General features: G+C 68.3%; 14 protein-coding genes and 1 pseudogene. 6 read left to right on the forward strand and 9 right to left on the reverse strand.

What is annotated here, in order from left to right:
• The 6 genes from BDIM_RS14845 to mutM form a co-directional block, all read right to left on the reverse strand.
• On the reverse strand, positions 1-299 hold a 299-nt coding region (locus BDIM_RS14845; RefSeq protein ID WP_282634847.1), incomplete at its 3' end, for a DnaA N-terminal domain-containing protein.
• A gap of 514 nt (positions 300-813) precedes the next feature.
• Entirely contained in the window at positions 814-1,083 is a 270-nt protein-coding gene (rpsT, locus tag BDIM_RS14850) for a 30S ribosomal protein S20 (RefSeq protein ID WP_040346357.1), read from the reverse strand.
• Positions 1,084-1,249: 166 nt separating this feature from the next.
• On the reverse strand, positions 1,250-2,035 hold the full coding sequence (locus BDIM_RS14855; RefSeq protein ID WP_003166406.1) for an enoyl-CoA hydratase: 786 nt from the start codon (positions 2,033-2,035) through the stop codon (positions 1,250-1,252).
• Positions 2,036-2,075: 40 nt separating this feature from the next.
• Positions 2,076-2,294 carry a helix-turn-helix transcriptional regulator gene (locus BDIM_RS14860; RefSeq protein WP_003166407.1) on the reverse strand — a complete coding sequence of 73 codons (219 nt, stop codon included), beginning with the start codon at positions 2,292-2,294 and terminating at the stop codon, positions 2,076-2,078.
• Complete coding sequence (locus tag BDIM_RS14865) at positions 2,294-2,776, reverse strand: hypothetical protein (protein ID WP_040346359.1); 483 nt, start codon at positions 2,774-2,776, stop codon at positions 2,294-2,296. The genes BDIM_RS14860 and BDIM_RS14865 overlap by 1 nt, the downstream gene beginning before the upstream one ends.
• Positions 2,777-2,854: 78 nt before the next feature.
• On the reverse strand, positions 2,855-3,718 hold the full coding sequence (mutM, locus tag BDIM_RS14870; RefSeq protein WP_003166408.1) for a bifunctional DNA-formamidopyrimidine glycosylase/DNA-(apurinic or apyrimidinic site) lyase: 864 nt from the start codon (positions 3,716-3,718) through the stop codon (positions 2,855-2,857).
• A 232-nt stretch (positions 3,719-3,950) separates the two neighbouring features.
• Between mutM and BDIM_RS14875 the strand changes: the two genes are divergently transcribed.
• Entirely contained in the window at positions 3,951-5,999 is a 2,049-nt protein-coding gene (locus tag BDIM_RS14875) for an OPT family oligopeptide transporter (RefSeq protein WP_003166409.1), read from the forward strand.
• A gap of 6 nt (positions 6,000-6,005) precedes the next feature.
• Here the strand turns inward: BDIM_RS14875 and BDIM_RS14880 are convergent, their stop codons facing one another.
• Positions 6,006-6,890 (reverse strand): LysR family transcriptional regulator, encoded by an 885-nt coding sequence (locus BDIM_RS14880; RefSeq protein WP_040346360.1) that lies wholly within the window; start codon positions 6,888-6,890, stop codon positions 6,006-6,008.
• A gap of 82 nt (positions 6,891-6,972) precedes the next feature.
• Here BDIM_RS14880 and BDIM_RS14885 point away from each other — a divergent pair, with 82 nt between their 5' ends.
• Positions 6,973-8,019, forward strand: coding sequence for a YeiH family protein (locus tag BDIM_RS14885; protein WP_003166410.1), 1,047 nt, complete (start codon positions 6,973-6,975; stop codon positions 8,017-8,019).
• Positions 8,020-8,173: 154 nt separating this feature from the next.
• Positions 8,174-10,006, forward strand: coding sequence for a translational GTPase TypA (gene typA / locus BDIM_RS14890; protein ID WP_003166411.1), 1,833 nt, complete (start codon positions 8,174-8,176; stop codon positions 10,004-10,006).
• Between the two features lie 63 nt (positions 10,007-10,069).
• Here typA and BDIM_RS14895 read toward each other — a convergent pair whose 3' ends face one another.
• On the reverse strand, positions 10,070-11,734 hold the full coding sequence (locus BDIM_RS14895) for a phosphatidylglycerol lysyltransferase domain-containing protein (protein ID WP_003166412.1): 1,665 nt from the start codon (positions 11,732-11,734) through the stop codon (positions 10,070-10,072).
• A 130-nt stretch (positions 11,735-11,864) separates the two neighbouring features.
• Between BDIM_RS14895 and BDIM_RS14900 the strand changes: the two genes are divergently transcribed.
• Complete coding sequence (locus BDIM_RS14900) at positions 11,865-12,326, forward strand: hypothetical protein (protein ID WP_003166413.1); 462 nt, start codon at positions 11,865-11,867, stop codon at positions 12,324-12,326.
• Between the two features lie 70 nt (positions 12,327-12,396).
• Here the strand turns inward: BDIM_RS14900 and BDIM_RS14905 are convergent, their stop codons facing one another.
• Complete coding sequence (locus BDIM_RS14905; protein WP_040346361.1) at positions 12,397-12,654, reverse strand: GlsB/YeaQ/YmgE family stress response membrane protein; 258 nt, start codon at positions 12,652-12,654, stop codon at positions 12,397-12,399.
• 157 nt (positions 12,655-12,811) lie between these two features.
• On the opposite strand from BDIM_RS14905, the pseudogene BDIM_RS14910 reads away from it, so the two are divergent.
• Together BDIM_RS14910 and BDIM_RS14915 are read left to right on the forward strand one after the other, a co-directional pair.
• Positions 12,812-13,033, forward strand: a pseudogene (locus BDIM_RS14910) (helix-turn-helix domain-containing protein); the annotation flags it as partial.
• A gap of 127 nt (positions 13,034-13,160) precedes the next feature.
• Positions 13,161-13,834 (forward strand): inositol monophosphatase family protein (locus BDIM_RS14915; RefSeq protein WP_040346362.1); only part of this gene is annotated, 674 nt, incomplete at its 3' end.

Consider the following 13,834-nt stretch of genomic DNA (forward strand, 5'->3'; position numbering starts at 1 on the left):
GAGGCCAGACGCGGGGCGTCGCGCAGGCCCGACGGCGGCGCCGACCCCATCTCGGCGCGGCAGCGCACCTCCAGACGACGCGACAGGCCGTCCAGGCCCAGCCACAGCTCGTTCATGCGACGCAGGGCGTTCTTGCGCACCCAGTCCCGCGCATAGGCGGTCGGCGTCACCAGGATCAGATTGCCCTGGGAGTCCACGCGCACCGCGGAGGGCGCGATATAGCTGCTGAAGGGTCCGTCCCCGATCTCAGCCTTCAGGCGGTCCGCCGCCTCGGTCCAGATACGGTTGGGATCCGTCATTCCCGCCATCACCGCGCCCCCGATCATTCAGAACACCCGCCACAAGAGTTATCACCGACGAACGCCCTTCGAGACGCCACGTCCGGGGACGACTTCTCTCGCCTCGCGAAGCGGGGCTTCGCAAGCGGGGTCGTACTCACAGACAGACATCTCGCGCCAAGGGAAACCATTGATTTCCCTCGTCTTCATCCCAACAGGACGGAAGCGCGTTACCCCTTCAACTTACCCCCGGCGCGGCGGAGATCAACGCTGATTCGAGTCGAGATTCGCACTTAAATTGATTGACTCCGGCAAACCTCGGCAGGGCTTGGGAAAATGGCGATTTCGCCTCAATCGAGAACCCGAATCCGTAAGCGCGACTTAGGAGCAGACAGCAAGACGGCGAGGGAGCTTGCGCTTCCTCGCCGTTGAAATTCTTACATTCTTTTACGAAATGCCTGTTACAGGCCCTCCGTAGCCGTCGCATTGCGCCGTTTGACGAAGCCGTGAAGACCCGTCCGAGCGCCCTGTGAAATCAGGCGGCCGACAGCTTCTTCAGCTGGGCGGCCAGACGGCTGACCTTGCGCGAGCCGGTGTTCTTGTGGACCACGCCCTTCGACACGGCGCGCATCAGTTCCGACTGGGCGGTGATGAAGGCGGCCTTGGCGGCTTCGACGTCGCCGCCCGTCAGGGCTTCCTGGAACTTGCGCAGGTAGGTGCGCACGCGGGTGCGGCGGGCCTTGTTCACTTCGGTCCGCGCTTCGATCTTGCGGATCGCCTTGCGGGCGCCTGCATTGTTGGCCATCGGGTAAAAACCTTCGAACGAAAACGCCGTAAACCACACGTCCACGGCGAGAAAATCTCAAGAGCGGGCGGCTATAGCGGAAAGCCCCCGAACGGTCAACGCGATCCGGCGGGAATTGAGTCGGGGCCGGGGTTTGCGCCCCGCAGCGTCCGGCCCCGATGCGGATTCAGCGACCCGTGAAAGCCGGTTTGCGCTTCTCGACGAAGGCGGCCATGCCTTCCTTCTGATCGTCGAAGGCGAACAGGGAGTGGAACAGGCGGCGCTCGAACACCACCCCTTGCGCCAGGGTCGTCTCGAAGGCGGCGTTGACCAGCTCCTTATTGGCCATGACGGCCAGGATCGACTGACCGGCGATCTTGGCGGCGGCGGCGCGCGCCTCGTCCAGCAGGGCGTCAGACGCCACAACGCGAGACACCAGACCCGAACGCTCGGCCTCGGCCGCATCCATCATCCGGCCGGTCAGGCACATGTCCATCGCCTTGGCCTTGCCCACGGCGCGGGTCAGGCGCTGCGAGCCGCCGATGCCGGGGGCCACGCCCAGGTTGATCTCGGGCTGGCCGAACTTGGCCGTGTCCGAGGCGATGATGAAGTCGCACAGCATGGCCAGCTCGCAGCCGCCGCCCAGGGCATAGCCCGACACCGCCGCGATGATCGGCTTGCGGAAGCTCGCCACCCGGTCATGGGCGCGGGCGAAGAAGTTGCCGCGATACATGTCGGCATAGGCCTGATCCGCCATCTCCTTGATGTCGGCGCCGGCGGCGAAAGCCTTCACCGAGCCGGTCAGGACCACACAACGCACGCTGTCGTCATCGGCCACGCTCTCCAGGAAGTCGCCCAGTTCGCCGGTCAGGGTGGTGTTCAGCGCGTTCAGCGCCTCGGGCCGGTTCAGGGTGACGACCGCATAGCCGTCGGCGTGGCGTTCGATCAGCAGGGTGGAATAGGCGTCGGCCATCAGGCGCTCCTCTATGCTCGTTGCAGGGAGGTCTAGCGCCTCAGCCCTCCCACTGGAACACCTCGCCGATCTCGACGCCGAAGACCTGGGCGATGCGGAAGGCGGCTTCGAGGCTGGGCGAGTACTTGCCCTGCTCCATGGCGACGATCGTCTGACGCGTCATGCCGATGCGCGCGGCCAGGTCGGCTTGAGTCATCTCCCCGGCATGGAAGCGCAGTTCGCGGATGCGGTTCCTGATAGGGGGCGGCGCCTTGCCCATCAGGCGCCGCCCCTATAGCGCTTGATCAAAACGGCAGCGCGCGTGGCCTCAGCGAAAACTACAGCCATCAAGCCGAGATTCAGCAGTAGAGCAGTCAACTGCGACGCGCTACCGTCGAGAAGTTGCTGAGCTGACCTCCACGCGGGAGCGTCAATCGCCACATTGGCGCAGACGCCGCCTCCCAGAGCCGCCAGCATCCAAATCAGCGCACGGTAGGCCGACGCCCAAGCCCGGTCTTCAGCGGCCTGCTCACGCTCGTCAGGAGGCAGAGCAACCTCGGCCGGCCCGGATAGGCGGCGATTCAAAACCCCGAGGCCCCCGATAATCAGTGACAGCAGGACACCTGAAACTAACGCCAAGCCAGCCAAATAGCGCCCACCTTCTCCCGCGACGATCGCCGAGGCCACCATCCCGATGTGCCACGCCCAAAAGGCGACCATAGCCATGAGCTCAAACCAAGCGCCGCGTTCTCGATAGGTCATGACGCGCTCCCACGCTGCTGTCGTGCTGGACAGACGTGATGTCAATTATTTTTGACTTAGAGTCAAATTTCTCATTCACTACCTCTTCTGACAGAGCGGGCAGAAGAAGGTCGAGCGGCCGCCCTGCGCGATGCGCTTCACCACGCCGCGACAGCCCTCGGTGCGGCACGGCTCATGCTCGCGGCCGTAGACGTCGAAGCGGTGCTGGAAATAGCCCTGGCCGCCCTCGACGTTGGCGAAGTCCTTCAGGGTCGAGCCGCCCGCCGCGATGGCGTCGCCCAGCACATTGCGGACCTCCGCCGCCAGACGCTCCAGCCGGGGGCGGCTGATCTCGCCCGCCGCAGTCAGGGGCGAAATGCGCGCCCGGTACAGGGCCTCGCATACATAGATGTTGCCCAGACCGGCCACGATGCTCTGGTCCAGCAGGCTGACCTTGATGTTCTGCGCCTTGCCCGCGAAAGCCTCGGCCAGATGCGCGCCCGAGAAGGCGTTGCCCAGAGGCTCCGGCCCCAGCTTGGCGAACCAGGCGTGCCCCTCGACCGCCTCGGTCGGGATCAGGCCCATGAAGCCGAAGCGCCGCGCATCGGCGTAGCCCAGCCGCGTCAGCGCTCCGTCCCGGTCGGCCGTCAGGCTCATATGTTCATGCTTGCCGATGACGGGGGCGTCCGTCTCGAACACGCCGGGGGCGACGCCCTCCAGGGTGAACCGTCCCGTCATGCCCAGATGCGTCACCCAGGTCTCGCCGGTCGACAGGGGGAACAGCAGATACTTCGCGCGCCGCTCCAGCCGCAGCACAGTCGCCCCCTCCAGCCGCTCGATGAAGCGCTCAGGGAAAGGAAAGCGCAGGTCCGGCCGGTTCTGGCGCGGCGCGGTCAGACGCGCGCCTTCCAGCACAGGCTCCAGGCCGCGACGGACGGTTTCGACTTCAGGCAATTCGGGCATGGAGAGAAGCTAGTCCTTCTCCCCGTGCGGGAGAAGGTGGCCCGTCAGGGCCGGATGAGGGGTCTCTCCGAAGTTTGACGCGAGGCCGCGCGTCGAACGTGCCGCCACCCCTCATCCGACCTCGCTCCGCTCGGCCACCTTCTCCCGCAAGGGGAGAAGGATAAAAACGCGGCCCGTTGTCATGGCCGCGCTTTCAGGGTTACCTCCCGCGCGACAACGGAAAGAACCCCGCATGACGGACAAACCCGCCGGAACCGGCAAACGCATCGAACTGACGATCCGCGCCCTGATCCTGGGCTGCGTGCTGGCGGCGGTCTTCACGGCGGCCAACACCTATCTGGGGCTGAAGGTCGGCCTGACCTTCGCCTCGGCCATTCCGGCGGCGGTCATCTCCATGGCCCTGCTGCGGGCGTTCCGCGGCTCGACCATCTGGGAGAATATGACCGTCCAGACCGTCGCCTCGGTCGGCGGCGCCATGAGTTCGATCATCTTCGTCCTGCCCGGTCTGGTCATGATCGGCTGGTGGATGAACTTCCCCTTCTGGGAGTCGGTGATGATCTGCATCCTGGGCGGCGTCCTGGGCGTGACCTTCTCCATTCCCCTGCGCCGCACCCTGGTCGTCCAGGGCGGCCTGCCCTACCCCGAGGGCGTCGCCGCCGCCGAGGTGCTGAAGGTCGGTTCGCCCGGCGCGGACCAGACCGAAGAAGCCGTGCGCGAGAACAAGTCCGGCCTGTTCGTGGTCATCGGCGGGGCCATCGCTTCGGCCTTCTTCGGCTTCCTGGCCTCGGCCCGCGTCTTCGCCCATGAGACCACCGCCTTCCTGCGCCTTCCGGCAGCCATGGGCGGCGGAGCGACCGGCGTCGGCTTCTCCATGCAGTTCGCCCTGCTGGGCGCCGGCCACCTGATCGGTCTGGCGGTCGGTCTGACCCAGCTGTTCGGCCTGGTCCTGGCCTGGCTGATCTTCGTGCCCATCCTGACCTCGCCGGAATTCGTCGCCTGGGCGACCGCAAACGGCGTGCCGTCCATCGCCGCGACCGTGCCGGCCGACGGCGGGGCCGAGGGCCTGGCCATGACCGTGTGGGCGCGCGAAGTCCGCTTCATCGGCGCCGGCGTCATCGGCGTGGCCGCCCTGTGGACCCTGGCCAAGCTGGCCAAACCGCTGATCGCCGGCCTGGCCTCGGCCGTCTCGGCCCAGTCGCGCCGCGCCCACGGCGAGGCGCTGGAGCTGACCGAACAGGACATCCCCATCAAGATCGTCGGCCTGCTGTCGGTCGCCGCCCTGGTCGGCATCGCCGTGCTTCTGGCTGTCGTCGCCCAGGGCACCGCCCTGGCCGGTTCGGCCCCGCTGCTGGTGATCGGCGGCCTGGTCTATGTGGTGGTCATCGGCTTCGCGGTGGCGGCCATCTGCGGCTATATGGCGGGTCTGATCGGCTCGTCGAACAGCCCGGTGTCAGGCGTCGGCATCCTGGCCATCATCATCGCCTCCCTGCTGATGCTGGGCGTATTGGCCATAGCGGGCGTGCCGGCCGATCCGTCGGTGATCGCCTTCGCCCTGATCGTCACCGCCATCGTCTTCGCCGTGGCCGTCATCTCGAACGACAACCTGCAGGATCTGAAGACCGGCCAACTGGTCGAGGCCACCCCCTGGCGTCAGCAGACGGCCCTGCTGGTCGGCGTCGTCGCCGGCGCCCTGGTCATCCCCTTCGTGCTGGACATGATGAACCAGGCCTTCGGCTTCGAGGGCGGCCCGCCCGCCATCGTCCAGGGCTCTCAGACCCTGGCCGCGCCCCAGGCGACCCTGATCTCGGCCCTGGCCAAGGGCGTCATCAGCGGCGACCTGCGTTGGGATCTGATCGGCATCGGCGCGGTGGTCGGCGTTCTGGTCATCATCCTGGACGTCATCCTGCGCCGCACGACGAACGATAAGATCAAGCTGCCGCCGCTGGCTGCGGGCATCGGCGTCTATCTGCCCGCCGCCGTCACCACCATGCTGGTCATCGGCGCGGTCTGCGGCTGGCTGTACGACCGGGCGGTCAAGTCGACCCGCTACGCCGATGTGGCCCGCCGCATGGGCGTGCTGCTGGCGTCCGGCCTGATCGTGGGCGAGAGCCTTTTCGGCGTCTTCACCGCCGCCGTCATCGTCGGCACCAAGAAGGAGGCGCCCTTCGCCCTGCTGCCCGCCGACAGCGGCTGGCCCGCCATGTGGGCCGGGCTGATCGCCTTCGCCGTCCTGACCTACGCCCTCTACGCCTGGGTGCGCCGCCGTTCGGCTCAGGTCTAAGTCCGGCTAGAGGGCGGCGGCGAAGGCCTCCGCCGCCCGACTGGCGCTGCGCTCGCGGTGTCGCAGCCGATAGAAGGGCCGCTCGGGCAGCTCGAGCGGCAGACGAACCAGCCGCCCCGCCTCGATCAGGGGCCGGGCGGCCAGTTCCGAGATCGCCGTGACCAGGCCGCCGCCCCCTGCGCTGGCCGCCACCGCCGTAAGTATCGCCTCATTGGACGGCAGCACCAGCGCCGTCTTCAGGTCAGAAGCGGCCATGCCGCGCGGCAGAGCCGCCTCGAACTCGCTGCGTGTGCCCGACCCCGCCTCGCGCAGGGCCCAGTCCAGCGCCTTCAGCTCCGTCGCCCCCAACATCCGCTCCCGATCCGCCAGCGGATGTCCCGGCGGCGCCACCACGATCAGCCGGTCGGCGGCGATGCGCGTCCGCTCCAGTCGGGGCGCGTCCTCGGCGCCTTCGATCAGACCCAGCTCCGCCTCCCCCGCCAGGACCGCCTCGACCACCTGATGGGTGTTGCCGATCGACAGGCGCAGCTCGATGCCCGGATGGCTCTGGGCGAAGGCCGCCATGCGCGGCGGCAGCCAGTAGGCGGCGATAGTCTGACTGGCGAACAGCCGCACCGAGCCGCGCTTCAGCCCCGCCAGTTCGTCCAGCAGCCGTTCGGCCGCCTCGGCCCGCGCCAGCACCGCCCGGGCTTCCGGCAGAAAGGCCGTTCCCGCCGCGTTCAGGGCCAGGCCGCGCCCGACCCGGTCGAACAGCCGCGCCCCGTGCCGCGTCTCCAACGCATTGACCGCCGCGCTGACCGCCGACTGGGTCAGATGCAGGGCCTCGGCCGCCCGCGTCATGTGCAGGCGTTCGGCCACGGCGACGAAGATGCGGAGCTGTTCCAGCGTCATACGATCATTGATCGATTATATTGATCGTTAAGTCCATAACTACGCGTTGGATCGATCGGATAGCGGAACGGATAAGGGCCGCATGACCGTCACCCTCGATCCTGCCGCTCCCTCTCGTCGCCTGACGGGCCTGGCGCGCCTGCTGCCCGGCGTGGCGCTGTCGGCGGCCATCGGCGCCGTCGCCTATGGATTGCAGATCGTCGAAACCCGGCTGTTCGAGCATCCGTGGATCGAGGGTCTGGTCTTGGCCATCCTGATCGGAGCGGGCCTGCGTCTGGCGTGGGCGCCCTCGTCGTTGTGGACGCCAGGGATCAGCTTCAGCGCCAAGACCCTGCTGGAGGTCGCCGTGGCCCTGCTGGGCGCGACCGTTTCGGGCGCGGCGGTGGCGGCGCTGGGGCCGTGGCTGCTTCTAGCCATCGTCGGCGTGGTCGCCGCAGCCATTGTCGGCGGCTATGCGCTGGGGCGGGCGTTCGGCCTGCCGCACGCCATGGCCCTGCTGGTCGCCTGCGGCAACGCCATCTGCGGCAACTCGGCCATCGCCGCCGTGGCCCCCGTCATCGAAGCGGAGGGAGAAGACGTGGCCGCCGCCATCGGCTTCACCGCCGTTCTGGGCGTCGCCGTGGTGCTGCTGGTTCCCGTGGTCGGGGCCATGATGGGCTATGACGCCACGCGCGTCGGCGTGCTGGCGGGGCTGACCGTCTACGCCGTGCCTCAGGTGCTGGCCGCCGCCGCACCCGCCGGCCTGGCCGCCGTCCAGACGGGCGCCGTGGTCAAGCTGGTGCGCGTGTTGATGCTGGGGCCGGTCTGCCTGGTGCTGGGCCTGATGCGCTCGAAACAGAGCGAAGCCGGGCGCGGACCCAGGCTGCGCCAGATGGCCCCCTGGTTCATCCTGGTCTTCCTGGCCCTGATGGCCGTCCGTTCACTGGGCTGGCTGCCGGAGGCGATCCTGCCGCCGCTGCAGGTATCGGTCTCGGCGCTGACGCTGATCGCCATGGCGGCGCTGGGGCTGATGGTCGATCCGCGCGCCGTGGTTCGCGCCGGGCCGCGCGTCGCCGCCGTCGCCGCCCTGTCGGCCCTGCTGATCGGGCTTCTGGCGCTGGGCGTCATCGCCCTGCTGCCCCTGGGTTGATCGCGAGACGACGGGCGCTCAGCCTCGATCACGCACTGGACTGGCGTTTTGGCCCGCATCCCTGTAAGAGGCGCGCCGAACCCTTCCCTTCTCTGCAATCTTCTTGCAGCGGCGCGGCCCTTCCGTGACCGAACACAGTCCGCCCGAGCCCGAAATGAACCTGCGCAACATCGCCATCATCGCCCACGTTGACCACGGCAAGACGACCATGGTTGACGCCCTGCTCGCCCAGTCGGGCCTGTTCCGCGCCAATGAGGCGACCACGGAACGCGCCATGGACTCCAACGATCAGGAGCGCGAACGCGGCATCACCATCCTGGCCAAGTGCACCTCGATCCTGTGGAACGGCAAGGCCGGCGAGACCCGCATCAACATCATCGACACGCCGGGCCACGCCGACTTCGGCGGCGAGGTCGAGCGCATCCTGGGCATGGTGGACGGCTGCGTCCTGCTGGTCGACGCCGAAGAGGGCGTCATGCCCCAGACCAAGTTCGTGCTGACCAAGGCGCTGAAGATGGGCCTGCGTCCCATCCTCTGCATCAACAAGGTCGACCGCGCCCACGCCGACCCGGACCGCGTGCTGAACGAGACCTTCGACCTGTTCGCCGCCCTGGGCGCCACGGACGAGCAACTGGACTTCCCGGTCATCTACGCCTCGGGCCGTTCGGGCTGGGCGACGCTGGACCTGGCCCAGCCGAACGACAACCTGCACCCGCTGTACGATCTGATCGTCGACCACGTCCCGGCCCCGGCCGCCCAGGATCGCGTCAACGAACCGTTCCAGATCCTGAACGTGCTGATCGAAAGCGATCCCTTCCTGGGCCGCCTGCTGACCGGCCGCATCCACTCGGGCAAGGCGGTTCCGGGCATGGCCATCAAGGCCATGTCGCGCGACGGCAAGACCATCGAGCAGGGCCGCATCACCAAGGTGCTGGCCTTCCGCGGCCTGAAGCGCCAGCCGGTCGACGAGGGCGCCGAGGCGGGCGACATCGTCGCCATCGCCGGCATGTCCAAGGCCACTGTGGCGGACACCCTGTGCGCCCTGGAAGTGACCGACGCCCTGGACGCCCTGCCGATCGACCCGCCGACCATCTCGATGACCGTGGGCGTGAACGACAGCCCGCTGGCCGGTCGCGAAGGCGACAAGGTGCAGTCGCGCGTCATCCGCGACCGCCTGCTGAAGGAAGCCGAGGCCAACGTCGCCATCCGCATCACCGAGACGCCGGGCTCGGACGCCTATGAAGTCGCCGGTCGCGGCGAACTGCAACTGGGCGTGCTGATCGAAAACATGCGCCGCGAGGGCTTCGAACTGTCGATCAGCCGTCCGCGCGTGGTCTATCAGACCGGCGAGAACGGCGAACGCATGGAGCCGATCGAAGACGTGGTCATCGACGTCGACGACGAATTCTCGGGCGTGGTCATCGAGAAGTTGTCGGCCCGCAAGGCCGAGCTGACCGACATGGGCCCCTCGGGCGCCGGCAAGACCCGCATCCAGCTGAAGTGCCCGTCGCGCTCGCTGATCGGCTATCAGGGCGAGTTCCTGACCGACACGCGCGGCTCGGGCGTGCTGAACCGCGTCTTCAGCCACTATGAAGGCCACAAGGGCGCCATCGAAGGCCGCCTGAAGGGCGTGCTAGTGTCGAACTCGGACGGCGACACGGCGGCCTACGCCCTGTGGAACCTGGAAGAGCGCGGCGTCATGTTCGTCGGCGCCGGCGAGAAGACTTATCAGGGCATGATCATCGGCGAAAACAGCCGCTCCGACGACCTGGACGTCAACCCGATCAAGGGCAAGCAGCTGACCAACGTCCGCGCCTCGGGCAAGGACGAGGCCGTGCGCCTGACCCCGCCGCGCAAGATGAGCCTGGAACAGGCCATCGCCTATATCGAGGAAGACGAACTGGTCGAGGTCACGCCCAAGTCGATCCGCCTGCGCAAGGAAGTCCTGAACCCCTCCTTCCGCAAGAAGCGCGTCCGCGCCGACTGATCCCGGCGACCCGCCGAAACGAAGAAGGCGGCCCCTGCGGGCCGCCTTTTTTGCGCTTGGCGGTTACTTCTTCAGCCCCAGCAGGCCCAGCCAGCCGCCGCTGGTCAGCAGGGCCACGTCCAGCAGGGCCAACGCCAGGGGCGTGGTCGTCGGCGCAGCGATGAACTTCGGCCGCCAGGCGGGGCCGAACTTGGCCTTGTAGGCGCGCAGGCCCTGGAAGCCGTAGACGGCGCCCCCCTCCTCGAACACCAGGGCGCCGACGCGGGCGAAGACCGGGGCCATGCGGCGGTCCTCCAGACCCGACAGGGGCGCCATGCCCAGATCCAGCCGCTCCACCCCCTGCTCGCGCGCCCACTGGGCCGTGCGGGTGAACAGATAGTCCATGATCCCGTGCGGTCCGTCGGGGTCATGCCGCATCAGGTCGATCATCGCTTCGCGCCCGCCCGCCCCGACCAGAAGATTGGCGAAGGCGACGATGTGGCCGTTCTCACGCGCCACTGCGATCGGCGAACGGTCCAGATAGTCGATGTCGAACCGGCCCAGGGAGAAGGCCTTCTCCGAGCCGTTGTGATGGTTCAGCCAGGCGTCGGACACGGCGCGCAACTCGGCCTCCAGCGCCCGCGCCGCGCCTGGCGGCGCCACCTCGAAGCTGGCGCCCTCGCGCTCGGCCCGGTTCACGGCGGTGCGCAGGTTCTGCTTGCCCTTGCCTTCGGTCGTGAAATGGGCGGCGTCGATCACGGCGGCCTCGCCCACCTTGCGCATGGCCAGTCCCAGGGTGGCCAGGTCGGCCAGCAGCCCCTCGCTCACCGAATAGAAGACCGCCGCCCCGCCGTAGCTGTCGGCCATCTCGGCGAAGGCCCACAACAACTCCAGCCGCTCTTCCTTCAGCCCGGCCGGTTCGCTCATGGCGATCCAGCGACGGCCGCGCACGCGATAGGCGATGAAGCTGCGCCCCGACGGGCTGAACAACAGGGCCTTGTCGCCCAGCAGGGCCAGGCTGGCCTCGGGCGTGGCGGTCTCGGCCGTCTCCAGCGCCTGACGGGCGCGTTCGACATCAGCGGGTGAGGCGGGGCCGTGGCTGCGGGCGCCCGGCGCCGTCAGCAGGGAGCGCACCCCGACCGCCAGGGTCAGCAGGGCCAGCACCGCCCCGGCGCGCAGGAAGCCCGAGGCCTGCTTGTCCACCAGGAAGGTCCACCACAGCTCGTCGGTATAGGCGGTGTCGCGATAGGCGAAGAAGCCCAGCCACAGCATGGCCGCCACCGCCGCCGCCAGCATCAGCAGCCAGCCCGGCCGCAGCGGCTCGCCCAGGCGCGAGCGGCGATTGAAGGCCGAGCGGCACGGCGTCAACAGGGCCGCCGCCAGGGTCAGCTCGATCGCCTCCTCCCAGTCCAGCCCCTTCATCAGCGAGAAGACCGCCCCCACCAACAGGACCGCCAACGCCACGTAATAGGCGCCCCGCCGACGTCGCCACAGCCCCGCCGAGATCAGCAGCAGGACAAAGCCCGTCACGCTCGCCGCAAAGTGGGACAGGTCGATCAGCAACGGCGGATAGAAGCGTCCGAGCGCGCTGAGCCGGTCGCTGAAGGCGGGCGTCACCGCCGACAGCAACATCACCCCGCCCAGCAGGAAGGTGGCGACCGCGAACATCTGCGGCGTCAGCTCATAGGCCAGCCCCGCCAGGCGACGCGTGATCCGCCAAGGGTCGTGTTTTGCGCTCGGTTTGGTCAATCAACCTCCGAAGAGCAAGAATCGGTCGTTTGGGGCGAGTAAAAGGTCATTTCAGGGCAGAGGAAACCATCAGAGATCACGGGGGTTCATTTTTTCGCGAGCGCCGGGCTCGCCCTTTCAGGAGTTTCTCATGATCCGCAAGACCGCCCTGCTGACCGGCATCGCCGGCGCCTTCCTCATCGCCGCCCCGGCTTTCGCCCAGGACGCCACGACGCCGCAGACGCCCGAACCGGCTCCCGCTGAGGCGGCCGCGGCCCCCCAGAGCCTGACCCTCACGCCGGGCTCGACCGTCAAGGGCAGCGACGGCGCCGAGATCGGCAAGCTGGTCGGCGTCCAGAACGGCGCCAACGGCCAGGAACTGACCGTCCGCACCGCCGATGGCCAGGTCCGCCCGGTGCCGCTGGCCGGCATCCGTCAGGACGGCGCCGACATCGTCGTCGACGCCAGCGCCTCGGACATTCAGTCGGCCGCTCCGATCGCCTCGGACACGGCTGAACCCACCCCGGACGCAGCGGCTGACGCCCCTCCGGCCGACACGCCGCCGGCCGATGAGCCGACCAGCGACGAACCGCACGGCGACGAACCTCACTAAATCGTCTGGTTCGACGGCAAAAGGGGCGGCCCGACGGGCCGCCCCTTTTTTCTTGTTTGGTAAACGGCGATCAGGTGCGCCGCTTCACCAGACCGAGCAGGAACAGCAGAACCACCGCGCCGATGGTGGCCACGATGACCCCCACGATCCAGTTGCCCGCCGCGTCCACGCCCAGCAGATTATTGGCCAAAAACCCGCCGATCAGGGCGCCGACGACGCCGACGATCAGGTTGGTGAGCAGGCCGTGATCCCGTTTCATGATCTTTTCCGCCAGCCAGCCGGCGACGATGCCGATGATGATCCAGGCGATAAATCCAAATCCACCCATGCTTCTTCCTTCCTGCAAGGCTCACTGCCTTCGCCGTTAATGCGCGGGCGGGTGTCGGGTTGCGCCGCGGGTCAAGGGCGACAACGGCACGACGCTTGCGGCGAAACGCCTCGTCCGTGCCGATTCGGCACAGGCCGAGGGAGACAGGAGAGTCGTCATGCCCGCCGAGATCGACCTTCACCTGGGTCGTCGCCTGCGCCGCCGTCGCCGCCTGCTGGGCCTGACCCAGCAGCAACTGGGCGACCGTGTCGGCATACGGTTCCAGCAGATCCAGAAGTACGAGTGCGGCGCCAACCGCATCTCGGCCGCCCGTCTGTGGGAGTTGGCCGAAGCGCTGCAGACGCCGGTCAGCTACTTCTACGACGGCGCGGGCGAAAGCCCCGACAACAGCCAGCCCCGGCCCGACGCGCCCCTGGCCGCCGCCGCTTGATCGCCGCCCCAGATCAATGACCCCTTGATTCAATGAATTTTGAGCCATCACGCTCCGGGCGGTGTATGGCCGGGGCATGACCGAGCTGGAATCCTTCGCCGTCGCCCTGTCGCATGAAGCGGCCCGCGTCGCCCTGCCCTTCTTCCGCGGCGACTTCGCCCAGGAGGACAAGGGCGGTCCCGGCGCCTTCGACCCCGTGACCGAGGCCGACCGCGTCGCCGAGGCGGCCATCCGCCGCCTGATCGCCGCCCGCTATCCCGACCACGGCGTCATCGGGGAGGAATACGGCGAGGATCGCCCCGACGCCGACCATGTCTGGGTGCTGGATCCGATCGACGGCACCCGCGCCTTCATCGCCGGCCTGCCCCTGTGGACCACCCTGATCGCCCTGCGCCAGGAGGGCGCGCCCGTGATCGGCGCCGTGGGCCAGCCCTATCTGGACGAGGTCTTCCTGGGCGGCCCGTCGGGCGCACGCCTGCTGAAGCGCGGATGCGAGACCCCGCTGAAGACCCGCGCCTGCCCCGATCTGGGCCAGGCCCTGATCGCCACCACCGATCCCGAGATCTTCGTCGGCGCCGACCGCGCCGCCTGGGACCGGCTGCGCGCCTCGGCCCGCCTGGCCCGACTGGGCTGCGACGGCTACGCCTACGCCATGGTCGCGGCCGGGCGCATCGATCTGGTGGCCGAGAGCGAGCTGAAGGTCTGGGACTGGTCGGCGCACAAGCCCCTGGTCGAGGCGGCGGGCGGCCG

The sequence above is a fragment of the Brevundimonas diminuta ATCC 11568 genome (assembly GCF_000204035.1).
GTDB lineage: Bacteria > Pseudomonadota > Alphaproteobacteria > Caulobacterales > Caulobacteraceae > Brevundimonas > Brevundimonas diminuta.